Source organism: Bradyrhizobium sp. OAE829, from assembly GCF_040546575.1.
Lineage (GTDB): Bacteria > Pseudomonadota > Alphaproteobacteria > Rhizobiales > Xanthobacteraceae > Bradyrhizobium.
In genome coordinates this window covers 644,214-666,194 of record NZ_JBEPOE010000001.1, presented here as the reverse complement: position 1 = coordinate 666,194, position 21,981 = coordinate 644,214, and the positions used below count along the sequence as shown (strand labels likewise).

Below are 21,981 nucleotides of genomic sequence, written 5' to 3'. Positions count from 1 at the left end.
AGCCCTGCATTCACCCGCTATGCTTTGATAGGAGGGGTAATGACTATTGGGGGGACACCTTGGCAGGTGACCGCGTAGAGCGGCGATTGGCGGCGGTAATGGCGGCCGATGTCGCAGGCTATTCCCGCCTAATGGGTGCCGATGAAGTTGGTACCCTCGCAGCCCTAAAGGCGCTGCGCCGTGAGATTGTCGATCCCGCCATCACGGAATATCGAGGTCGCATCGTCAAGACGACCGGTGACGGCATGCTGGTCGAGTTCGCGAGCGCCGTGGATGCCGTATCCTGCGCAATGACCGTGCAGGGCAAAATAGCGGAGCGCGAGGGCACCATCCTGTTCCGCATTGGCATCAACATCGGCGATATCATCATAGACGTTGATGATATTTTTGGAGACGGCGTCAACGTTGCAGCACGCGTCGAGACCGAGTGCGAACCGGGTGGCGTGTGCCTGTCCGGCAGCGCGTTCGAACAAGTCAGGGGTAAAACGAATTTCTCGTTCGACGATCTCGGCGAGCGATCTCTGAAAAACATTGAGCGACCGGTGCGGCTTTATGCGGTTAGCCCCGCATCAGCGCAGACAGCAAGCGCGCTCACCAGCCAGGCCCGCCAACCGATCGCCCTGCCAGAGAAGCCTTCCATCGCCGTCCTGCCATTTCAGAATATGAGCGGTGATTCCGAGCAGGACTATTTTGCTGACGGTATGGTGGAAGACATCATCACTGCGCTGTCGCGGTTCAAGTCCCTGTTCGTCATCGCCCGCAATTCGAGTTTTGGCTACAAAGGAAAATCACCGGACATACGTCAAGTCGGTCGTGAACTCGGCGTTCGCTATGTTCTCGAAGGGAGCGTGCGCAAGGCCGCGAACAGGCTGCGAATTACCGCCCAGTTGATCGATGCGGCGAGCGGAGCGCACACATGGGTCGACCGTTTCGACGGGGCGCTGCAGGACGTGTTTGAACTTCAAGATGGCGTGACGGAGAAAGTCGTCGCAGCCATTGCACCGCGGATGGAGCGCGCCGAGATCGTGCGCGCCCGGCGACGGCCGCCTGGCAATACCGACGCCTACGATTGTTATCTCAGAGGCCTGGCTTGTCTTTCCCCCGTGACGGTAGACAGCATGGAGCGGGCGTTGGGTTTTTTCACAGAGGCGAGCGCCCTCGATCCCGACTACGCGTCCGCCTACGGGATGGCGATGTTCTGTCACGCCAATCGCTTCGGCTTCGGCCTGACGGAGGATGTTGAGTACAGGAGAGGCCAAATCGTGCGTCTTTGGCAGTTGGTTGCGCGCGTTGGGAACGACGATGGCGTGGCTTTGGGGCAGGCTGCGTGGGCGGTGGCCTTTGCGCTGCGCGATCTTGTATCCGCAAGACAACTAATTGACCGCGCCCTTGAACTGAACCCCAACCTTGCGACGGCGTGGACAAGCAGCGGCTGGATCTGCGTTTGGGAGGGCAAATCTGAGCTGGGGTTGGAGCATCTCCGGCGTGGCGAACGGCTTGATCCCGGCACTATCGGCTATGCGGCCTCAAGTCTGTCGGCCATGGCCCACGCGTGTTATTTTCTGGGCCGATATGAAGAGGCTTTGGCGTTGGCGGACCGTCTCGTGCAGCACAACCCGACTGCGCATGCTGGTTTGCGGATCGGCGCCGCCAGCGCGGCGTTGGCAGGGCGAAGCGAAACCGCGCATCTGCTGGCTGCTCGCCTACAGAATCTCGATCCAACATTCCGGATTTCCCGTCTTCGGGAATATGTAGGGCCCTATCGAGACCCTTCATTTTTGGAGAAGTATGCCAAAGGACTGCGCTGCGCGGATGTCCCCGAATGAGCCTCGCGCCGCGCAATGTTTGTCCGCTACTGGCACCAAGCGTCAGTTTGCGCGGTGCAAGGCCATGTCCGGTGTTGGGGTTGGCCGTAGCTCAAAGCTGGCCAAGGGTGTCGGGCAATATACCCAACGAGTGGTCCAGAATGCGTATTTAGCCGGTGGAGTGACCTAATGATTACGGCAGGTTGTGAACGGCTTGGGATCGAAGTTCCGATAATTCAAGCGCCCTTGGGTGGGCTGGTCAGCTCCGCCCTTGCTGCTGCAGTTAGCAACGCTGGCGGCCTGGGCACGCTCGCACTGTGGGGGGCGGACATACCGGCATTGCGTCAGCAGGTCCGCGAAACTCGCGCTCTCACGACTAAACCGTTCGCCGTCAATCTGAACCTGGATTTTCCGCAAGAAGAGCGCCTTGACGCCTGTTTGCAGGAGGGCGTGCCGGTTATCTCCTTCATCTGGCGCGATCCTTCAGCCCTTGTGGCCCGGGCGAAGGCTGGTGGTGCCACCGTGCTTCACACAGTTGGCACGGTAGCAGAAGCGCGGCACGCAGTAGAGTGTGGCGTTGACGTCGTAGTCGCCCAGGGATGGGAAGCCGGTGGCCATGTGCGTGGAACGGTCGCAACGATGGCGCTCGTTCCCGCAGTGGTCGATGCGGTCGGATCAGTTCCCGTCTTTGCAGCGGGGGGTATTGCCGACGGCCGCGGGCTTGCTGCTGCCTTAGCACTGGGCGCTTCGGGGGCTTGGATCGGGACCCGTTTTCTTGCGAGCAACGAGGTGCCAATTCATCCGCATTATCGCGAGCGAATTTTGCAAGCAACAGAAGACGACACCATCTATCTCGAAGAGCTATTCGACATCGGCTGGCCCAAGGCACCTCATCGCGTACTGCGCAATAGTACTGTCGCGGCTTGGGAAGCCGCCGGACGTCCGGCAACGGGCAAGCGGCCCGGTGAGGGCGAAGTCGTAGCTACCTCGAAATCCCGCGGGCCGATAGTGCGGTATCGACCGGCTCCGCCCGCCGCTGATGCTGAGGGCGATATAGATGCTATGGCGCTTTATGCCGGGCAGAGCGTTGCCCTTGTTCACAAGAGACAACCCGCGGCGGAGATCGTGCGCGAGATCGTTGGCGAAGCTCAAGCCATCTTGCTTGGGTTAGCTCGGCAGCTAGGAAATTAATGGGTGCATGTCTGCTCTTGGGCACTTTTCGGACCTGCGTGACCGATGTGACAATGTCCGCTCACAGGGACAGAGCCGACCTCGTTGAAGCGGACGTCGACTTCCGAAATTGACCCGAACCGGACATCGGCTAGCATCTCATGTTGCAGCAGCGAAGGTGGTTTAGTATCAAAGCACTCGTTTGAGCCGATACGAAGCGCCTTCGGACTGACCGGGGATGGCATGAGGCGGCGGGAATTCATCAGTGCTCTTGGAGGCGCAGTGGTCGCGTTGCCCTTGGTAACCGCACGCGCGCAGGTAGCTAAGCTCCGCACTGTCGGATTTCTAGGGATTCAAACACGGGCCAACCAAGAAAAATGGACCACGGCATTTGTTCAACGGCTGCGCGAACTCGATTGGATCGAAGGACGTACTGTCTTAATCGAGTATCGATGGGCGGAAGGCAGCGGCGATCGCATGTCCGAAATCGCCGCCGAGTTTGTCCGACTGAAGGTCGATGTGATACTTACCGCGGGAACAGCAGCAACTCTTGCGGCTAAGCAAGCCACATCGGTTATACCGGTCGTCTTCACGACGGTGGCGGATCCGGTGGGAACAGGCGTGGTCGGGAGTCTTTCACGACCTGAAGGCAATATCACCGGCCTATCGAACCAGTCGGCGGAAATTGCCGGCAAACGAGTCGCACTGCTGGGCGAGATTGTTCCTAATTTGCGCCGGTTAGCAATCCTCGCAAGTGCCAGCAGTCCTATCGGGGTGATGGAGACAAGAGAAACTCAGTTAGCAGCCCAGACCGTCGGGATTGACACTGTTGCGCTCGCAATCCGGCGAGCGGAGGAAATCGCCCCCGCCATCGAAGGGATTAAAGGTCGCGCAGATGCGCTTTACATTGCGAGTGAAGCGCTCATGAACACCAACCGATTTCGAATCAACGGCTTGGCGCTGGATGCTCGACTGCCCACGATGCACGGCGAGAAGGGCTATGTCGAAGCTGGCGGTCTGATGTCCTACGGAGCAAGCTTTACCGATATGTACCGACGGGCGGCGGAGTACGTTGACAAAATTCTGCGCGGAGCGAAGGCGGCTGACCTGCCCGTCGCGCAGCCGACAAAGTTCGAACTGGCGATCAATGCAAAAATTGCTAAAGCACTTGGGCTAGCTGTCACGGACAAACTGATTTCGCTCGCCGACGAGGTGGTCGAATAGAGTTGCAAGTTGCTGCTGTGCATGTGTCTGCCTTTGGCAGTTTGAGACATGCCGGTTTGTCCGGATGTCTGCTTTCGGGAGGATGATCTGAAGTCGTGTTTCCGGGCCGACAGGGCAGCGTTTGACCCGATTCAGACATGTGCGCGGCCCACTCACTCGATCACTTCGGGGGTACCGAGGCTTGGCTTGCCGGTCGGGGGCAACCAGTGCCCTTGGCTGATCTCCTGTACTCTGAATGTGACGGGCATAGTAATTTCGCTAAGCGGCGGCCGCCCACGAATTGTCTTTCGCTGTCATGCTGTTCACCGGGCCGATCTTCTTTGAGCAGAAACGATGTGCCCGTGGCGACGGATCGACCATAAGATCACTCGCTTGCGCTTGTCGCGCGTTTCAGAGTCACCACAGCGGTACCCCCACCAGTTGCTGGTGTGGGATTCTTATACGTGAGCTCATCGCCGTTGATCGCGATAAAACGCTTCTGATTCGTATTGTCCCACGCGGGAAAGCTGCCGCCGATAATCTGTAAGGATATTGAATGTTCAGATTCATTTACCTTGTAGTCGCCAAACATCACGATTATTCCCTCCAAAGCGGCTCTGGTTTCCCCGGGAAGCGGAAAGTCGCGGCGGCCGAATTTTGGTCGCCCCGGACGCATGAGAGTGATTGAGAAGTGATTTGCCGCATCGAACATAAAGTATCCCTTTGGATCGGAACCAAATACTTTGGTTGTTTTCCCGGTCCTTTCATTCTCGTTTACAAATGAAATGACGCTCCAAGTGCCTACAAGCTGCTGTTTGAGCGACTCTGCCGCTCCCGCGCTCAATGTGCCGCACGTAAGAGCTGCGGCTATCGGAAGTGACAATAGTGCTTTCATGGCGCTCCCTCCGGTTCTACAGGCGCGTTCCATCTATAACGGGTTCTGGCTGTGCCGCCCAGCATAGTCGGAGCCTCAAAATCAGTGTGCTGGGCCTCGGCGGTCAGTGGGGCAATTCATCCCACAATACCGCACCGACGGCCAGTAGCGGATTGACCACACCAAGAGGTGGGCATGCATTCGAAAAGGACAATCGGCGAAACGCTACGAGCCACTCCGAAGGTTGTGCCATGCGCGACCGTACAAAAAAGTCACGCTGAAGGCAGCAGAAAGCGCTGCACGGGCGCTCCGGATCCAGGCTAAAGGCACGCGGTCCCGCCGATATGGACAATGCCAATTTTGAAATCACTAGCGCGAGTGCGGATGCTGTGGCTGTGCTGGTAAGCGGGATGCTGCTGGGCGAGCGAAAACACTTAGTGGATCTCGCCGCCACGAACCGGCTTCCGGTCGTCTATGCTGCGGTGCATGAGTCCGGTCATGGCACGAAGCGGAAGAGCAGAGCCGATCTGGCGATGTCGGACCGGGGTAGACCGGAAGTGACTTGCCGACCGTCAAGCCGACGCGATTGACCCGCAACGAACATCGCCAGTCTTAGATAATTTGTACCCGAAGCTTCTTTTGGCCCCTTCCGGGTCCGATTGGAGCAGTTAAGATGTCACCCATCGGGGGCGCGAGGATGAAGCGGCGGGATTTTCTCGGTATCGTGAGTGGGGCGGTTGTTGCGGGGCCTATCACGGTACGCGCGCAACAATCCGAGCGCGTGCGCTTCATTGGCATGCTCAACGCCCTTGAATCGGACGATCCGGAGGCGCAAGCGCGGGCCACGGTTTTTGAACAGGCTCTTCGGCAGTTGGGGTGGGTGATCGGTCGCAATCTCAAAATCGAAGTTCGTCAGATTGGCGGCGATGCCGACCGTGGTCGCACCGATGCGGCGGAGCTGGTAGCTCTTACGCCGGACGTGATCGTGACAATCGGCAGTGCGGCCGTCGGACCTTTGCAGCAGGCTACGCGTTCTGTCCCGATCGTGTTCGTGAACGCTCCTGATCCGGTCGGCGCCGGCTTCGTCCAAAGCATGGCCCGCCCGGGCGGCAATATCACCGGCTTCTCGAATTTCGAATACAGCATGAGCGGCAAGTGGGCCGAGTTGCTCAAGCAAATCGCGCCAAACGTGACCCGGGCTCTGGTGTTTCGTGATCCAGCCACTGCGGCTGGCATCGGACAATTCGCGGCGGTTCGATCGGTAGCGCAGAACCTTAACATTGAACTCACACCCGTGAACGTGCGCGACACCGACGAAATCGAGCGGAGCGTAGCGGCGTTCACACGCTCCGGCAGTGGCGGCATGATTGTAACCTCCGGCGGCACAGGTTCTCGTCGCAAGCTCTTGATCGGCCTTGCCTCTCGTCACAAGTTGCCATCGATTTATCCCTATCGCTATTACGCGGTGGACGGTGGCCTTATGACTTACGGAGCTAACACGCTCGATCCGCTCCCGCGCGCCGCGGGGTATGTCGATCGTATCCTCAAGGGCGAGAAACCGGCCGACATGCCGGTGCAGGCGCCGACCAAGTATGAGCTGATTATCAATCTCAAGACTGCAAAGGCGCTCGGCCTAACCGTACCGCAGTCGCTGCTCGCGACCGCCGACGAGGTGATTGAGTGAAGCGATGCGATGTCTGAATCTGGTACAAAGCGTCAGTTTGTGCTGGTGCAAGGCCATGTCCGTAGTTGGGTAAAGCACGACCTGCCGGTTGAACGCTCGGACTTCTCAGTTTGATCCGAAGCGGACATCGACCGCACGGTGTCTGTTGACGGGGGTATACCGGAAGTGGCTGGCCTACTGTCAAACCGACGCGATTGAGTAGGAGCGGATCTTGCTCTTGCTCTTCTTTGGTTTAGGTGGGGTCTGAAATTTTGCTAACGCTTGCCTGGGACAAGAAAATCCTATTCACTTTCGCCATTATCGGTAATTTGTCCGCCCCGGAAATCCGACGTTAGATCGTGATTTGGCCAGATGCCCTGAATTCAAACTGTGTTCGTGATCACTTGTTGTTCGTGCCGGCAGCTCTCACCCGCACCGAGAGCGGAGGACTTAGATGTCACGTATTGTTGGTGAACACGTAATTGTCGTTGGTGCGGGTATGGGCGGGCTCGCGGCCGCCAAGGCACTCTCAGCTCATTTCGATCGGGTCACCGTGTTGGAGCGCGACCTCCTGCCGTTGGACGCCACTCCGCGCCAGGGTACTCCTCAGGCCAGGCATCTTCATGCGCTCCTCGCAGGTGGCCTAGTCGCGCTTAACGAACTGTTGCCAGGATTCGAGACTGAACTTGAGCAGGCGGGTGCAATTAGGCTGACACCCCAGAGTTTGCGCATGGAGCGGCCGGGCTTCGATCCCTATCCACAACGCGATCTCGGGCTGAGCTGGTTGTCGATGTCGCGCCCGATGCTTGAATTCGTTACGCGACAAGGCGTCGGACGACAGAAAAATATCGAATTGCTGGGAGGCTGCCGCGTAGTGGAATTTCTCGCTTTGCCGAGCGGCTCTGCAGTATCAGGCGTCCGCTACGAAACGTCCGACGGTAAAGCCAATACGATTGTAGCCGACCTTGTAGTGGATGCTTCAGGGCGCGGCGTGATGACGCTTGCTGCGTTGGAAAGCATGGGCTTTCCAAAAACCGAGGAGACCGAAATTGGCATCGATATGGCTTATTCCACTGCCATCTTCGAGCAGCCGGTCGACGCTCCCCCGGCTTGGAAGGGCGTGATTGTTCTGCCCGCAGCGCCTCGTGATAATCGCGGTGCATTTCTCTCTCCCATCGAGAACAATCGATGGATTGTCAGCGTCGGAGCCAATCACGGAGACGCTCCCCCTGGAGATATGGAGGGCTTCCTTGAATTCGCCAAGTCATTGCGGACATCGACCATTTACGATGCCATAAAAGATGCAAAGCCCATTGGGCCAATCATCCGTTTCCTGCTCCCCAGTAGCGTGCGACGGCGTTTCGAGACAGTCCAAAGCTTTCCAAACGGCTTGCTCCCAATTGGTGACGCGATCAGTCGTTTTAACCCTGTATTCGGGCAGGGGATGAGCGTTGCTGCCCAGGAAGCGGTCATTCTCGATCGTCTTCTGAGAGCAAGAGCGGCGCAGACAGATCCACTCGATGGGCTGGCAGCTGTTTTCTTCGCCGAAATACAGGGCGTGCTAGAGACCCCGTGGGGGATCGCGACAAGCGACTTCATCTACCCCAATACGCGAGGAGAGCGTCCGGCCAACTTCGAGCAGAGAATGCAGTTCAATCTGGGTCTGGTTCGTTTGGGTGCACAGGATCCCTCAATTCATAAACTCATGATTGAGGTCAATCATTTGCTCAAGCCGCAAGGCGCCCTGCGTGCCCCTGAGATTTCTGAGCGTGTGGCCAAGCTTATGGCAACCCCAGCCTGAAAGCTGCGTTGGCCGCAATTGAGTTGCGGTCCAAGACCGAGGCGTACCCTGCGGTTGCTCGGAGACGCAGCCTGCGGGGGTCGCGCAGAGGCAACTGGGTCCAGACCTTCTTAATCCTGCGCCTCTATGGCCCACTCGAACCCTTCTTCACGAAAGAATGGCGGCCAAGCGAAGTCGCGCTTTCAAGTGAAAGGCGACCGCAAAGGTGGCAGGGATTAGCGCGGCCACCTCGCGGGATGTCGCCTGTTGGCACATCGCGTCGGTTGTTTTGATGCAACGGCATGTCCATTGTTCGGGCTAGACCGGAAGTGGCGCGCCGACTGCCACGACGGTCGCGATCGACCCAACGCGGACATTAGCCCTAGCCCAAGAGCGACGTCCTGTGCTTTGATGTCTGCGACGGAATCTACCGATCTCGGGGGCCGTTGTGGCCGACAATCGTGTGGAACGGCGGCTTGCGGCGATTCTGGCGGCGGATGTCGCGGGATACAGCCGCCTGATGGGTGCGGACGAAGAAGGCGTATTGGTTCGTCTCAAGGCCACCCGAAAGTCCCTGGTTGATCCTACCGTCGCCGCACATCGCGGGCGGATCGTCAAAACAACCGGCGACGGCATGCTGGTCGAGTTCGCCAGCGCGGTCGATGCCGCGCGCTGCGCTATCGCGGTACAGCGTGGCTTGGCCGAGCAGAATGCGGCCGTGCCCGAGATCAGGCGGCTTGAATATCGGATCGGCATCCACGTCGGCGACATCATCGTCGATGACAACGATATCTTTGGCGACGGCGTCAATATCGCCGCGCGGCTTGAAGGGATTGCGGAGCCCGGCGGCGTTTGCATCTCCGACGACGCACAACGTCAAATCCGCGGAAAGATCGATACCGCCTTCGAGGATTTAGGGCCGCAGAACCTGAAAAACATTGCTGAGCCGATGCGCGCGTGGCGGTTGAGGATGAATGCGAGTGATTCTGCGGCATCGCCATCGCCCGTAGCGCCGCTTGTTGATAGCACGCACGCTCTGGCGCTTCCGGACAAACCGTCGATTGCCGTTCTGGCGTTCAACAACATGAGCGGCGATCCGGAACAGGATTACTTTGCTGATGGAATAGTCGAGGACATCATCACGGCGTTATCCCGTTTCAAGGCGCTGTTTGTTATCGCGCGCAACTCTAGCTTCACATACAAAGGGCGAGCAGTCGACGTGAAGCAGGTTGGGCGCGAGCTTGGGGTACGTTACGTGCTGGAGGGTAGCGTTCGCAAGGCCGCAAACCGCGTGCGTATCACAGGACAACTCATCGATACCGCAACCGGAGCACATATTTGGGCAGACCGGATTGACGGTGGGCTGGACGACATCTTTGATCTCCAGGACCAGGTGACTGCGAGCGTTGTGGGGGCGATCGCGCCAGCGATGGAAAAGGCCGAGATCGAGCGAGCCAAACGCAAGCCGACCGAGAGCCTCGATGCCTACGATTATTATCTGCTGGGGATAGCCGCCATTCACTCGGTGTTTGAGGGAACTGAGGACGCCGTCAGCGAGGCGCTGCGATTGTTCTACCGGGCTATCGAACTCGACCCCAATTATGCTTCTGCTTATGGAATGGCCGCGTGGTGCCACGTCTTGCGCAAGAACTATGGCTGGATACACGACGATGCTCATTCAATCGCCGAAGTTGAGCGCCTTGCCCGGCAGGCGGCTCGTTTGGCTAAGAACGATGCGGTCGCACTGTATACCGGCGGGTTCGCGCTCGCTCGACTCCTCGGCCACCTCGACGCTGGCGCCGCCCTGATCGATAGGGCTCTGGCGCTTGATCCGAATCTGGCAGCAGCATGGCACCTCAGTGGCTGGGTGAAAATTCACCTCGGCGAACCGGAAATGGCGATTGAGCACATGGCGCACGCAATGCGCCTGAACCCACTCGATCCGCTCATTTTTGGAATGCAGAACGGGACGGCAGCTGCGCATTTTCTTGCTGGTCGATATGACGCGGCATCGTCGTGGGCGGAAAAAGCGCTCCAGCAGAACTCGAATTATCTTCCCGGTATACGCATGGCCGCGGCAAGCCACGCGCTCTCTGGGCGACTCGTACAGGCGCAGAAAGCCTTGACCCGTATGCGCCAGATCGACCCGGAGCTGCGAATTTCCAACCTCGCCGAGGTTGTCCCATTTCGTGCGGCGAAAGACTTTGCCAGGTACGTAGAGGGCTTGCGAAAAGCGGGATTGCCGGAGTGATAGGAGCATTAGCGGAGCGGCACTACGGCTCTTCTGTTCAGAATTTGGATTGTCCCGCACGTTTGGCACTTGACGGACGTCTTGGGGGCAGGTGGCCGCTTGGTCTTTGGACGCCTCCGTCAGTCGTAGACAGCTAGAGCAAGGTAAGATTAAATCAGGTGGCCACCACCATGAACAGGCAGGGAGACAGATGCGATGCCGACGATCCAGGGAGGTTGCCTCTGCGGTGCCGTACGCTACCGCTCTGACGCTGAGCCGCTGATGCAAGTGGTCTGCCATTGCGAGACCTGCCGCAAGAACTCGGGCTCCGCCTTCTCGATGAACGTCGCCGTGCCACAGGACACGCTCAGCATCGAAAGCGGCAGTCCGCGCCGTTACGAGGATCATAGCGGCGCGAGCGGCAAAGCGTTTTACCGGTTCTTCTGTGGCGACTGCGGCTCCCACGTCTACAGCCACGGCGCGGCATACGGCGCCATCGTGTTCATTAAGGCTGGCACGCTCGACGACTCGAGCTGGCTCGCGCCTAACCTGCATATCTGGTGCGCCGAAAAATTGCCTTGGGTCGGTATTCCCGAGGGCGCCACCCAAGCACCCGCGAACCCGAGCTGAGCAGGACAGCAATTATCCCCATCGAACGAGCGAAATCGAGCAACGCGCCTTCATCATCGTCCGCCATTCGCCGCGGCACCGGCTTAGTCTGCGACCGCGCGAGAACGATAGTTATTGCGGCATCTTGATTCCGGAATCTCGAATGATTCTCCCCCAGTAAGCCACCTGATCCTTGACGAGTGTTCCAAAGGCGTCGGGCGTTCCTCCCGCCGGTGTTGCGCCAAGCCTGGTAAGGGTCTCGATGACCTTGGGCTTTTGAAGTGCCTTGTTCACTGCGGCGTTAAGGGTCATCACTATGTCGCCCGATGTGCCGCGCTTCACGGCGAATCCAACGTAGTCCTCCACGACAAGCTCGGCAAAACCCTGCTCGGCAACCGTCGGGACGTCCTTGAGGCCAGCCACGCGGTCAGGCGCGGTCACGCCAAGGGCGCGAAGACGCCCGCTTTCTACGAAGTCGGCTACAGTGACCGTTGCAAGAAAATCGAAATGGTTGGTGCCATTCAGCAGGTCACCGATGCGCTGCTGCGACTGCTGATAGGGCACATGGATGGCTTGGATGCCGGCTTGCAACTTAAACATCTCACCAATGAGGTGTGCGGGAGTTCCAAATCCTGCCGACGAGAAATTGTATTTTCCGGGGTTCTGCTTGAGGACGGCTACCAGTTCGGAAATGGACTTCGCCGGAAAGGAAGGGGGGACGACGAGTGCATTGTAGGACTTCGAGACCTTGACGATCGGGGTAAAGTCGACGTCCGGCCGCATCCCCAGATTCGGCATCAAGGCAGGCACCGCTGCGGTAGGCACGCTCATCGAGTAAATCGTGTAGCCGTCCGCCGGCTGCTTGAGTACGTCGGACATTCCGATGGTTTGAAGCGCACCTGGCTTGTTCTCCACAACCATCCGCCAGCCCTCGGCTTCGGAGAGTTCCGTTGCGATGACGCGGCCGATGACGTCAGGCGGCGTCCCCGGTCCCGTTGGCACCACTATGCGAATAACGCCTGAAGGATAGGTCTCTGCATGAGCCGCCAAGGCGATGCCGAGTATCGGCAACGTCATTAGGATATGTCGAGCGATGCTTCTGATGGCACTCATGGAAGCTCTCCTGACGTTCGAATACCTGTAAGCTTGCCCATTCCTGCCATAGACGTTAAGTTCTATTTTTCTCTAGGCCTATAGCTTTTTGGAATGCACCATGGCCGAACGCTCCGACACGATCAGCCGCCGACTGAAACTGCGTCAGCTGAATGTGCTTGTCGCCGTGGCCCGTTGGGGCAGCATGGCGAAAGCGGCTGAACACCTCGCGATTTCGCAACCTGTTGTATCGAAGGCGATCGCAGAGCTGGAGCAGGTCGTGGGCGTTCGTCTGTTCGATCGTATCCCCGGCGGCGTCGAAGCCACGCCTCATGGACGGGCGTTGCTCAAGCGCAGCGTTGCAATCTTCGATGATCTACGGACGAGTGTGAGTGAACTCGAAACCTTGTCCGATCCGACGACCGGAGAATTACGGATTGGGTGCGAGGAGAACTTGAGCACCGGGTTGCTCCCGACATTGATCGACCGACTGACGCAACGATATCCGAGGTTGCGGTTCGACGTTGCGCTCGGAGACCCCGCGACATTGCAGCAGCGAGACTTGCTGAATCGGCGGGTTGAGCTCGCGATCATGCGCATTGCGCACAAGGATCTCGATCAGGCTTTGGAAGCCTCGGTCCTATGTCAGGACCGAATGTGGGTGGTTGCCGGCATGGGCAACCCCTGGGCCCGTCGATTAAAGCTCGGGCTGGCGGACCTGGTGAACGAAAGGTGGTGCCTACCGCCGCCAGATCACCCGGTGGGTGCGCTGGTCATTGAGGCATTTAAGAGCATTGGTCTTGATCCTCCCCAAAGAGCCGTCTCCGTCGGATCGGCGCTGTGCACGAGTAACATCGTGGCGCGAGGCCAACATCTCGGGGTTCTCGGCAGCATGTTCCTGCACTTCAATCCCCCCAGTGTGAGACTGAAAGTGCTGCCGATAAACCTTCCCGTGACGGCACCGCCAATCAGCGTCATCACACTGAAGGACCGGACACTTAGCCCAGCAGCTCAACTATTTCTCGACTTCACGCGCGGTGTCGTTAGGCCTCTGGTCTCGCCAAATCGCAATAAAGAGCGCTAGTGTCGAAAACTGACCCGCACGGTAAGTCCGCGTTTGGCACGGACCGGATCAACCGGGCTTGGTCTGATGATGTCCGTTGATGGGGGCAGAGCGGAAGTCGGCGGTACGCAGTCAAACCGACGCGAATGACCCAACCCGGACATTTACCTACTCCGAAGCAGCCAGTAACATTACTGTTAATGACCTAGTCGAGCCGTTAGGATGTTAGGGTTGGGCTCGAGCAGGATGGCAATGCACTTCTGGCTGGTTACCTTGCCATGGCGATCTTTGTATTCGCGGACCGTCACCGCGGCGCTGGTCGTCGCTTTATTGCTGGCAACGATGTATCAAAGTCAAGCGGCTGCTCCGGAGCCTAAACGAGTGCTGATCCTGCATTCGGTGGGGCGGGAGTTTCGGCCATGGAATGCTTATGCGAAGGATATTCGAGCCGAACTTGATCGACAGTCACGCTGGCCAATCGACGTACAAGAACATTCGCTGGTCGCAGCTCGGTCAGGAGACCCGAGAGCCGAGGAACTATTCCTCGAATATATCCAAGAATTGTATGCGGGCACACCGCCGGATTTGATCGTCAGCGTCGGCGCACCGTCGGCAGGTTTTTTTCAGCGTCATCGACGCGATCTGTTCCCCACTGCTCCGATTTTATTCACGGTTCTGGAACAGCGTCGCGTGCAGTATCAGAGCTTAACCGGAAACGACGCCGTTGTCGCGGTCAGACATGACTTTCGGGTTTTATTCGATAGCTTCCTGAATATTTCACCGGACACGAAAGTCGTCGCTGTTATCAACGGCAACTCGCCGAATGAAAAATATTGGCAGAAAGAAATGCGACGGGAGTTGCAGCCACTGGATGGGCGTATCGAAATCAGATGGTACGACGACTTGTCATACGATGAAGTGTTGAAGAAAACCGCTTCGCTGCCCCCGCATTCTGCAATCTTCTGGTACCAAATGATAGTTGATGCTGCTGGCGTGGCACACGAAGGGGATAGGGCGCTGACCAGGCTTTATGCCTCCGCTAACGCGCCTATTTTTACCCATGATGACGCGTTTTTCGGCCAGGAGATCGTCGGGGGCCCCATGCATTCGGCGCTTGGTGGAAGCCGTAGAGCCATGGAGGTTGCGATGCGCATCCTCGGCGGGGAGAAGCCGGGTGATATCAAGACGCCACCAAGCGATTTTGCACCCGCGAAATACGATTGGCGCGAGCTTCAACGGTGGAAGATCAGTGAAAGTCGTCTGCCACCGGGCAGCCAAATCCTGTTTCGGGAGCCGACCGTGTGGCGGCGTTATTCCTGGCAAATATCGCTGATTACTGCCGTTATGCTCTTGCAGGCCGGGTTTATCACGGCCCTGCTGCATCAACGTCGCCGTCGTCAACTTGCCGAAGTGCAGGCCCGACAGCGCATGGCGGAGCTGGCACATGTCAATCGTTTCTCGACCGCAGGCGTACTGACGGCTTCGCTTGCTCACGAAATTAACCAGCCCCTGGGGTCTATTCTGACCAACGCCGAAACAGCTCAGGGCATTTTGAAATCTCCGAGCCCTGACATCGTGGAACTGAACGAGATTGTTGACGATATTGTACGGGACGACCGACGCGCCAGCGAAGTCATTCGGAGGATGAAAAGCCTGCTGACAAAGACACCTTTCGAACTGAAAAGTCTCGACCTGAACGATGTCGCGCGGGAAACCGTTGAATTTCTTTCGACGTTGGCTGTCGCGCGAAAGACCGAACTGACGAGTTTGATCACACCGAATTCGCTCCCAATCCTTGGTGACGCCATTCAGCTTCAACAAGTCATTCTGAACCTTGTGGTGAACGGGATCGACGCGATGAAGGATATGCCTGCCGAAAACCGCGCCATCAGCGTCCGGACTTCGCGCGTCGGAGAGTTCGCCGAGCTATCCGTGTCAGATCGTGGGCCGGGCATTCCCGAAAACAAACTAAAAGAGATATTCGAGCCGTTTTTTACCAGCAAAGCGGATGGCATGGGCATGGGGCTGTCCATCGCGCGGACCATTATCGAGGCGCACAGCGGGGAGATAGCAGCCAAAAATCGGGATCACGGCGGCGCGTCCTTTAAAATCAGGCTTCCTCTTACACAGATTGTTTGAACCCCAGTTCTTGCATGTAGCTACTTCTGCTTCTGGCAATCGCGTCATTTCACTGCACGGCGGAAGTTCGTCGCTATCGGCGCATAGCGGACATCGCGTGGGACGCACCAGCTCCCTGTAACTGCAACCACGGATGTTCCCGCAGCTGATACCCGCGATAAAGGGGGTATCGCGGTCCCCGCGCAAGGTCGCGCCCTCCAGAGAACCTTGCGACCGATGAGGGGGTACCCCGCCGGTCACCATCGCCAGCGTCTGGCGCGCATCGACAGGGCGCATCACCGCGCGGCGTGGCACAAACTGCATAGATACTTTGGTCGCATCCTTTCGCCCGACGCCAGTGTCTACCTCGTTTAAGGCACGTAAAATCCCGGTGCCGCTATCGCATAGCTGCTCGGCCCTTGGTCCAACTAACGGGATCGTGAGGTCTTCTGCATCTTATCGTGGTTAAACGTGAAACGGCATGGAGGGACACGTGCCGGGCGTGGTGCATATTGTGGATGACGACGCTTCGTTCCGCGTAGCGGTCGAGCGTCAGCTGAAGTACGCGGGCTATGAGGTAAGGGCCTATTCGTCAGCCGAAGAGTTTCTGGATCGATTGCCGAACGAAGCCGTCGCAAGCTGCATTCTTCTCGATGCACGGCTTTCGGGGCTGTCCGGACTCGAACTACAGTCGCGGCTGCACGAACTCCGTTCGACGCTGCCGGTGATCTTCCTCACCGGCTTCACCGACATCGCACTCACGGTAAAAGCCGTGAAAGCTGGCGCGCATGATTTCCTGACCAAGCCCGTGTCGTCGGAAGAGCTGGTTCAGGCAATCGAACGGGCGATGGCCTATCACCAGCTCACCTATGATCTGAAGAGCAAGCTGGACATCATCCGCCATCGCGTTGCTCTGTTGACGCCGCGCGAACAACAAGTCCTGTTGCTGATTATTCGCGGCAAAATCAATAAGCAGATCGCCCAGATGCTGGGTTGCACTGAACGCACCGTGAAAGCTCATCGCCAGCGGGTGATGGAGAAAATGCAGGTCCATACCGTAGCGGAGCTTGTCTCGCTCGCCGAACGGATCGGCCTTGGGTCGGCTACCGGACAGACGACATAGGCCCATTTTACTATCCTGCAGCCCGCCCGGTCCTCTTGATGATTTGGATCGGGTTGATATTTTTGGCCTTCCAAGGCGTGTCGGTGACAGGTCCGGAATGCAGGATAAGAACCTCGTTTTGGTGGTCGATGACGACCCCGGGATGTTGAAGGCAGTGCAGCGGCTTCTGCGGCAGCACGCTTTCGAACCGGTTATGTTTTCGTCTGCGCAGGCTTTCAAAAATCATCGCGCCGACACCGAGAAGACGGCTTGCGTCATCCTCGACATCAACCTGCCGGACGGATCAGGCATCGAGTTGCGAGAGAACTTAAAAGCCGCAGGCATCTCCGTGCCGGTTATCTACATTACCGGCAATGCGAGCCCGCAGGACCGCGAGGCGGCGGTGGCCTCTGGATGCGTGGCGTTTCTCACCAAGCCGTTCTCATCACACGAGCTGATCGAGCCGCTCAAGAGAGCATCGGCGGGGCCTACATAAGCTCGGTCGCTCCGGCGCATCGCCAGGGCACGGCGACGACCACGCGGCCATCACCCCGACAGCGACAGGTCACCGCGCTTTCCAAAAGATAAGCTCCACCGGTTTAAGCCGTCAGCGGCGGCGCTACAGCCGCCCGCCAGCGCAGGGCTACAGGACAAACCGTGGTAGCAGCGGGCGACCACGGGCAGCGCGCACCGCCAGCACCACCGCGTCACCATCGCCAGCGCTCGCATCAAATCGAGTTGTCGTGAAATCACGCCAGCCACGGCGACGACAGCACACCGGCAACAGCGCGCATCATCACCGCGAGCGCGCCAGCGTCAAAGCGCGACGACCGCGCGGGACGGACCATCACCGCGACAGGCGACAGGCACTCGACCCAGCTTCTATTTCGTCTCATACTGGTTGACTGGCTGAGACGAAATAGGAGCGCCCCATGCCGCGACACGCGCAGGGCGATAAGGCGATGACCGGCGCGAAACGCCAGCGCCTCTGGCGCGAGCGGCTGCGGCAGGCCAAACCGCCGTCCGTCAAGTTGGCGCGCGAGGCCGCCAAGGCTGTGCAAACGTCAGTGTCGGCGTCGTCGCAGGCGCTGATCGAGGCGCGGCAGGAGATTGAGCGGCTGCGCGCGCAACTGGCGGCGGCGTCCAAGGCCGCGCGAGCCGCCGACGCCGAGCAGATCAGGCTGCACATGGAAAACACTCGGCTACGGAAGCTTCTGGCTGATTCCCGCAAGGCTGAACCCGAACAGGTCGCTGAGTTGCGCCGACGCATCGAAAGACTGCAAGCGGATCACGCGCGCCGTGACGCTGCCGCCAAGGCGGCTAAGACCCAGGCGGCGAAGCCTGTGTCGCCGGTTGATCCCGACAGCGAGGTGGTTCGGCTCAAGGCCATCATGGCGTACAACGCATGGAGGGCCGACAGGCGGCGTGCGACAGACGACCGATAGCGGACGGCAGCGCGCGCCGTAGGAGCGTCCTACAGCGCCCCGCCAGCGCGGGGCTAAAGGAATACTGGGCACGCCGCGCCAGCGCACAGGCGGGCACGCGGCGCAGAGCGCGTGAGCATGTATCAGCATCGTAGGTCGATTATGCAACTGGTCGGCACGCAACGAGAACGTTGTTAATGCATTCCAACACTATTTCGCTCTTCTGATTGCGCAGATGGATTTGGTTGCGAATAATACCCCTATCAGAATTCGACTTCGACTGGCGCTTATCTAAAATGGTCACTTCAAGTCTAAGCTCGTCTCCGGGACGTACCGGGATCGGGAGCCTGAGCTCGTCCCAGCCGAGCCCGGCAACGACCCGAAGCGAATACGGCTCTGTCTTGCTCAACAACGAAATAAGTATACCGAAGGTGTGAGCACCGGAGGCGGTTAGCCCAGCAAAAACTGAGCGCGCGGCAGCCTCCTCATTGAGGTGGAAAGGTTGCGGATCGAACTTTTCTGCGAATTGAATGATGTCGTTTTTGGAAACGAGGTACGGGCCAGCCATACGTAATTTCCCAACTTCAGCCTCTTCGAAATACAGAATGGTCATCAATGACCCCCAAGCGCACCGCTTGTTGACTGCAAGGTAAGGGTAGCCTTCGTGGCGCTCAATGTCAGCGGGCCGCCTCTTGACCCCATTAGAAGACGCGCCAGCGCACAGGCGGGCACCGCGTCATGGCCGCACGTCACAGATTTTGCACAACTATTTTCGGTCGCAGCGGATCGCGACACAACGGTGGATACACCAACCACATCGCGTTGAATTATCTCTTCTTTTTGTGCCCATATTCTCCCTTGCGCAGGGAAGGCCGGGTGTTCTCCGCTGCCCTGTATGCTCGTGTGCAGCCTACTTAGTGCAAACCGCACACGGGACCGCGGGTGCAGCGCGCACCCGGTCTTCCCTGCGCCCTCTGTTTGAAGAGGGCGGGAAGTTTCCAGCAAACCTCGGGCGCATCGCGTCGCGAGATCGTGGCCGCATATTCAGCTGTCATCGCCCGGCTTGACCGGGCGACCCAGTATCCCAGAGACGCCAATGATAGAACCGAGAAGCCGCGGCGTACTGGGTCCCCCGCTTTCGCGGAGGACGACAGCGATGGGTGAGGCGCCGCTGGGACCCACGTCAGCTAAACGCGTTCCGCAGCTTCTGCGCCATCTCGAGCAGTGCCGGATTATGCTTCACCATGCGCTTGGTGCGGTTCAGCCCGGACATGACGCCCGCGGCGAGCTTGCCGCGCTGGCTCAGCGGGATGAAACTGTCGAAGATCGGTTCGTCGCCCTTGCAGAACAGCCGCTTGTAATCGTCCGATCCGATGCCGAGATCGAAGGCGCGATAATCTTTGGCTGCGAAATGATCGATGATGTCGCGCATCAGGATCAGGCCGGGGCTGTATTTCGAATTGGCCGACATCGTGTAGGTGTTGAACATCATAGAGAAGCGATGGCCGTCGTCGACGCCGGTGAAGATCGCGATCACTTCCTCGTCGCATTCGAGCGCGTGGATATCGATGACGCGGTTGCCGCCGGCCACTTGTGCCGCGCAGGCGCTGCGGATGAAATCCTCGATGCCGGGCTCGGCGAATACGTCAGGCAGTTTCTGCTCGGCCATCCGCAGCGGCTTGATGCGGAAGAACCAGTCGAGCAACCGCGTGATGTCGGCGTCGGACGTGGCGACGTAGTAGCGATAGCCGGGCAGGGCCTGCAGCTTGCGCGCCTTGCCCTTCAGGCGCTGCCGGAACGACTTGCTGATCAGTGTCGTGGGCTCAGCACCGGGCTCCATCTTCAGGAGCGGGCAGTCGTTGGCGGAGGGTTGATGCGGCAGCAGTGCGATCGGGTTCGGCAGATCGCGCCAGCGTAGCGGCTGTTGATGCAGCGCCAGCACGTCGGCCTCGGAACGTTGCGAGATGGCCGCGATCAGGCCTTCGATATCGGCCTGCGTTGCGGTCGCGGCAAAATCCTTGTCCCACAGCGCCATGTTGAAGGTCGAGTGCTTGCCGCCCATGAAGCTGGCGCAGCGCGCGCCGTAGACATGCCTGACCGCGAGCGGCAGCAGCATCAACGGCCGGCGCTCCGCGTCGTAGGCGATCACGATGAAGGGGGTGAGGCCTTCGCGCGCGCCGACATTGCGCTGCCAGGCGCTGACGAAGTCGAAACGCTGAAAGGGCGTGGAGGATTGCTGCTGCGCGTTTTCCAGACCGCGCCAGATCGCTTCGGCGCCGGTCAGATCGCGGATGATCTCGATGTCGGCGATGCGCCCCGGCTTCGACCAGGTTTGCGTATCCGCCGTTCCGTTTTCAATCGCGGCAGCCATGGTCATCGCAGAACCTGTATAGGAAATTGTTTACAATTTTCGGCTTTGGCCGACCTTCGCAGGGAAATGTCAACAAAGAGTAATAACAATGCAGGCGCGGCGGGGCATCGCGCGGCCGTATTTGGGGGCGGGACGTTGGGTCAGGACGTCGGGTTTTTGAAGCGCGCCCAAATGGAGCTCGCTTATTTCAGTGGCTACGCGCGGCTGAAGCAGCGCGCCACCGGCGGCGCCGGTGTCGTGCTGCGGTTCGAACGCGTGCGCGCGCGGCAGAAGCGGCGGTTCCAGCCGCTCCAAGCGAGCGAGATCACCCCGCAATTTCTCGACCGGATGATCCGGGCTTTGAAGCGCTGGCAATATGACATCGTCTCGATGGACGAGGTATGCCGGCGCGCGGTCACGTTGCCGACGGCCAATCGGTTTGTCGCGCTGACGTTTGACGGCGGTTACAAGGATGTGATCGCCGCAGCCTATCCGGTGCTGGCGAAGCACGCGGTTCCCTTCACCATTTATCTTCCGACCGCGTTTCCGGACGGGCTCGGCGAAGCGTGGTGGCTGGCGCTGGAGGAAATGATCGCGCGGGAAAACCGCATCAGCCTGGTGATCGATCGCAGGGAGCGGCACTTCACCATCCCAACCACGCCGGATAAATATGTGATCTACGAGTTTCTCTCGAGCTGGATGCGGACGCTGTCGCCGCCGGATCTGTCATTCGCCATCAACGATCTCTGCAAGCGCTATTCGGTTGATCTTGCGGGCCTGTCGCGTAGCGCGTCGATGGACTGGGACGATCTGACGACGCTCACCGCCGACCCGAATGTGACGGTCGGCAGCGCCACGGTGAATTACCCGGCGCTGTCGAATCTGAAAGACGCCGACGCCCAGCGCGAGATGGCGATGGGCAAGGCGGTGGCGGAAGCCGCCTTCCACCGCACCATCAAGCATTTCGCCTATCCGTTCGGCGATCGCGACGCCTTTCGCCGGGCGCACGTGGCGATGGCGCAGGAACTGGGTCTCGCCAGCGCGGCAACCGTGTTGCCCGGCGTGGTCGCTTCGAAGGGGTATACCAACCTGCATGCGTTGCCGCGCGTCGCCTGGGATGGACGGCAGCGTTCGCTGCGCATGATGCGGGTGATGCTGTCCGGGGCGCTTCTTCCGAAGGTAAAGGCGAAACGGACCGATCAGGAGTGAGTGCAAAATTCAGGCGTCGGGCCGCGACATCCAGCTGATGATCGGCATCGCCGGCAGCACCCATCCAAGGCCCGCCACGACGTAGAAAATCGATTGCAACAGCCCCGAATTGGCCAGCCAAGGCGTCTGCGCGATGGTCATGCCAAGCAGGGACCAGACCACGACGAGCACCAGCAAAAAGATGGTTCCGACGAATTTGCGGGTACGGATTGTCATGGCGGATATGTGAAGCCTTTACTGAGCTTAGAGCCTGTTGCGCGTGGGAAGGGGCGGACTATAAGGGGCGCAG

Annotated in this window: 19 protein-coding genes; 13 read left to right on the top strand and 6 right to left on the bottom strand. The window is 59.0% G+C overall.

The window, feature by feature from the left end; genetic code table 11:
• Nucleotides 1–98: 98 nt before the first annotated feature.
• The 3 genes from ABIE49_RS03100 (at nucleotide 99) to ABIE49_RS03090 (ending at nucleotide 4,199) form a co-directional block, all read left to right on the top strand.
• Nucleotides 99–1,826: an adenylate/guanylate cyclase domain-containing protein gene (locus ABIE49_RS03100; protein WP_192733511.1), complete on the top strand. Its 1,728-nt coding sequence runs from the start codon at nucleotides 99–101 to the stop codon at nucleotides 1,824–1,826.
• A gap of 168 nt (nucleotides 1,827–1,994) precedes the next feature.
• Nucleotides 1,995–2,996 carry an NAD(P)H-dependent flavin oxidoreductase gene (locus ABIE49_RS03095; RefSeq protein WP_192733510.1) on the top strand — a complete coding sequence of 334 codons (1,002 nt, stop codon included), beginning with the start codon at nucleotides 1,995–1,997 and terminating at the stop codon, nucleotides 2,994–2,996.
• A gap of 261 nt (nucleotides 2,997–3,257) precedes the next feature.
• Nucleotides 3,258–4,199 (top strand): ABC transporter substrate-binding protein, encoded by a 942-nt coding sequence (locus ABIE49_RS03090; RefSeq protein ID WP_192733509.1) that lies wholly within the window; start codon nucleotides 3,258–3,260, stop codon nucleotides 4,197–4,199.
• A gap of 364 nt (nucleotides 4,200–4,563) precedes the next feature.
• Here ABIE49_RS03090 and ABIE49_RS03085 read toward each other — a convergent pair whose 3' ends face one another.
• Nucleotides 4,564–5,073: a lipocalin-like domain-containing protein gene (locus ABIE49_RS03085; protein ID WP_192733508.1), complete on the bottom strand. Its 510-nt coding sequence runs from the start codon at nucleotides 5,071–5,073 to the stop codon at nucleotides 4,564–4,566.
• Between the two features lie 676 nt (nucleotides 5,074–5,749).
• Here ABIE49_RS03085 and ABIE49_RS03080 point away from each other — a divergent pair.
• The 4 genes from ABIE49_RS03080 (at nucleotide 5,750) to ABIE49_RS03065 (ending at nucleotide 11,355) form a co-directional block, all read left to right on the top strand.
• The gene (locus ABIE49_RS03080) at nucleotides 5,750–6,736 is read left to right on the top strand and encodes an ABC transporter substrate-binding protein (RefSeq protein WP_192733507.1); all 987 of its coding nucleotides are present in this window, start codon (nucleotides 5,750–5,752) and stop codon (nucleotides 6,734–6,736) included.
• Between the two features lie 433 nt (nucleotides 6,737–7,169).
• On the top strand, nucleotides 7,170–8,516 hold the full coding sequence (locus ABIE49_RS03075) for an FAD-dependent monooxygenase (protein ID WP_192733506.1): 1,347 nt from the start codon (nucleotides 7,170–7,172) through the stop codon (nucleotides 8,514–8,516).
• Nucleotides 8,517–8,943: 427 nt separating this feature from the next.
• Nucleotides 8,944–10,746, top strand: coding sequence for an adenylate/guanylate cyclase domain-containing protein (locus ABIE49_RS03070; protein WP_354066565.1), 1,803 nt, complete (start codon nucleotides 8,944–8,946; stop codon nucleotides 10,744–10,746).
• A 195-nt stretch (nucleotides 10,747–10,941) separates the two neighbouring features.
• The gene (locus ABIE49_RS03065) at nucleotides 10,942–11,355 is read left to right on the top strand and encodes a GFA family protein (protein ID WP_192733505.1); all 414 of its coding nucleotides are present in this window, start codon (nucleotides 10,942–10,944) and stop codon (nucleotides 11,353–11,355) included.
• A 111-nt stretch (nucleotides 11,356–11,466) separates the two neighbouring features.
• Here the strand turns inward: ABIE49_RS03065 and ABIE49_RS03060 are convergent, their stop codons facing one another.
• A complete protein-coding gene (locus ABIE49_RS03060) occupies nucleotides 11,467–12,447 on the bottom strand; it encodes a Bug family tripartite tricarboxylate transporter substrate binding protein (protein ID WP_192733504.1) in 981 nt (326 codons plus the stop codon).
• 100 nt (nucleotides 12,448–12,547) lie between these two features.
• Between ABIE49_RS03060 and ABIE49_RS03055 the strand changes: the two genes are divergently transcribed.
• The 4 genes from ABIE49_RS03055 (at nucleotide 12,548) to ABIE49_RS03040 (ending at nucleotide 17,205) form a co-directional block, all read left to right on the top strand.
• Entirely contained in the window at nucleotides 12,548–13,510 is a 963-nt protein-coding gene (locus ABIE49_RS03055) for a LysR family transcriptional regulator (protein ID WP_192733503.1), read from the top strand.
• A 231-nt stretch (nucleotides 13,511–13,741) separates the two neighbouring features.
• Entirely contained in the window at nucleotides 13,742–15,628 is a 1,887-nt protein-coding gene (locus ABIE49_RS03050; protein WP_192733502.1) for a sensor histidine kinase, read from the top strand.
• 472 nt (nucleotides 15,629–16,100) lie between these two features.
• Nucleotides 16,101–16,730 (top strand): response regulator transcription factor, encoded by a 630-nt coding sequence (locus ABIE49_RS03045; RefSeq protein ID WP_192733501.1) that lies wholly within the window; start codon nucleotides 16,101–16,103, stop codon nucleotides 16,728–16,730.
• Nucleotides 16,731–16,827: 97 nt separating this feature from the next.
• Nucleotides 16,828–17,205: a response regulator transcription factor gene (locus ABIE49_RS03040; RefSeq protein ID WP_192733500.1), complete on the top strand. Its 378-nt coding sequence runs from the start codon at nucleotides 16,828–16,830 to the stop codon at nucleotides 17,203–17,205.
• Between the two features lie 253 nt (nucleotides 17,206–17,458).
• Here ABIE49_RS03040 and ABIE49_RS03035 read toward each other — a convergent pair whose 3' ends face one another.
• Entirely contained in the window at nucleotides 17,459–17,605 is a 147-nt protein-coding gene (locus ABIE49_RS03035; protein ID WP_192733499.1) for a hypothetical protein, read from the bottom strand.
• A 66-nt stretch (nucleotides 17,606–17,671) separates the two neighbouring features.
• Here ABIE49_RS03035 and ABIE49_RS03030 point away from each other — a divergent pair, with 66 nt between their 5' ends.
• Entirely contained in the window at nucleotides 17,672–18,154 is a 483-nt protein-coding gene (locus tag ABIE49_RS03030; RefSeq protein ID WP_192733498.1) for a hypothetical protein, read from the top strand.
• A 139-nt stretch (nucleotides 18,155–18,293) separates the two neighbouring features.
• On the opposite strand, the gene ABIE49_RS03025 is transcribed toward ABIE49_RS03030, so the two are convergent.
• Nucleotides 18,294–18,746, bottom strand: a complete 453-nt coding sequence (locus tag ABIE49_RS03025; RefSeq protein WP_192733497.1) for a MaoC/PaaZ C-terminal domain-containing protein — start codon at nucleotides 18,744–18,746, stop codon at nucleotides 18,294–18,296.
• 570 nt (nucleotides 18,747–19,316) lie between these two features.
• Nucleotides 19,317–20,510 carry a GNAT family N-acetyltransferase gene (locus tag ABIE49_RS03020; RefSeq protein ID WP_192733496.1) on the bottom strand — a complete coding sequence of 398 codons (1,194 nt, stop codon included), beginning with the start codon at nucleotides 20,508–20,510 and terminating at the stop codon, nucleotides 19,317–19,319.
• Between the two features lie 129 nt (nucleotides 20,511–20,639).
• Here ABIE49_RS03020 and ABIE49_RS03015 point away from each other — a divergent pair, with 129 nt between their 5' ends.
• Entirely contained in the window at nucleotides 20,640–21,692 is a 1,053-nt protein-coding gene (locus ABIE49_RS03015) for a polysaccharide deacetylase family protein (RefSeq protein ID WP_502915859.1), read from the top strand.
• A 9-nt stretch (nucleotides 21,693–21,701) separates the two neighbouring features.
• Here ABIE49_RS03015 and ABIE49_RS03010 read toward each other — a convergent pair whose 3' ends face one another.
• On the bottom strand, nucleotides 21,702–21,908 hold the full coding sequence (locus tag ABIE49_RS03010) for a DUF2842 domain-containing protein (RefSeq protein WP_192733494.1): 207 nt from the start codon (nucleotides 21,906–21,908) through the stop codon (nucleotides 21,702–21,704).
• Nucleotides 21,909–21,981 lie beyond the last annotated feature (73 nt).

Coding starts and splice junctions, on each gene's coding strand:
- ABIE49_RS03040 (WP_192733500.1), top strand. CDS start 16,828: ATGCAGGATAAGAACCTCGTTTTGGTGGTCGATGACGACCCCGGGATG.
- ABIE49_RS03050 (WP_192733502.1), top strand. CDS start 13,742: ATGCACTTCTGGCTGGTTACCTTGCCATGGCGATCTTTGTATTCGCGG.
- ABIE49_RS03010 (WP_192733494.1), bottom strand. CDS start 21,908: ATGACAATCCGTACCCGCAAATTCGTCGGAACCATCTTTTTGCTGGTG.
- ABIE49_RS03065 (WP_192733505.1), top strand. CDS start 10,942: ATGCCGACGATCCAGGGAGGTTGCCTCTGCGGTGCCGTACGCTACCGC.
- ABIE49_RS03080 (WP_192733507.1), top strand. CDS start 5,750: ATGAAGCGGCGGGATTTTCTCGGTATCGTGAGTGGGGCGGTTGTTGCG.
- ABIE49_RS03020 (WP_192733496.1), bottom strand. CDS start 20,510: ATGACCATGGCTGCCGCGATTGAAAACGGAACGGCGGATACGCAAACC.
- ABIE49_RS03035 (WP_192733499.1), bottom strand. CDS start 17,605: ATGAGACGAAATAGAAGCTGGGTCGAGTGCCTGTCGCCTGTCGCGGTG.
- ABIE49_RS03025 (WP_192733497.1), bottom strand. CDS start 18,746: ATGACCATTCTGTATTTCGAAGAGGCTGAAGTTGGGAAATTACGTATG.
- ABIE49_RS03100 (WP_192733511.1), top strand. CDS start 99: ATGGCGGCCGATGTCGCAGGCTATTCCCGCCTAATGGGTGCCGATGAA.
- ABIE49_RS03075 (WP_192733506.1), top strand. CDS start 7,170: ATGTCACGTATTGTTGGTGAACACGTAATTGTCGTTGGTGCGGGTATG.
- ABIE49_RS03095 (WP_192733510.1), top strand. CDS start 1,995: ATGATTACGGCAGGTTGTGAACGGCTTGGGATCGAAGTTCCGATAATT.
- ABIE49_RS03085 (WP_192733508.1), bottom strand. CDS start 5,073: ATGAAAGCACTATTGTCACTTCCGATAGCCGCAGCTCTTACGTGCGGC.
- ABIE49_RS03055 (WP_192733503.1), top strand. CDS start 12,548: ATGGCCGAACGCTCCGACACGATCAGCCGCCGACTGAAACTGCGTCAG.
- ABIE49_RS03030 (WP_192733498.1), top strand. CDS start 17,672: ATGACCGGCGCGAAACGCCAGCGCCTCTGGCGCGAGCGGCTGCGGCAG.
- ABIE49_RS03060 (WP_192733504.1), bottom strand. CDS start 12,447: ATGAGTGCCATCAGAAGCATCGCTCGACATATCCTAATGACGTTGCCG.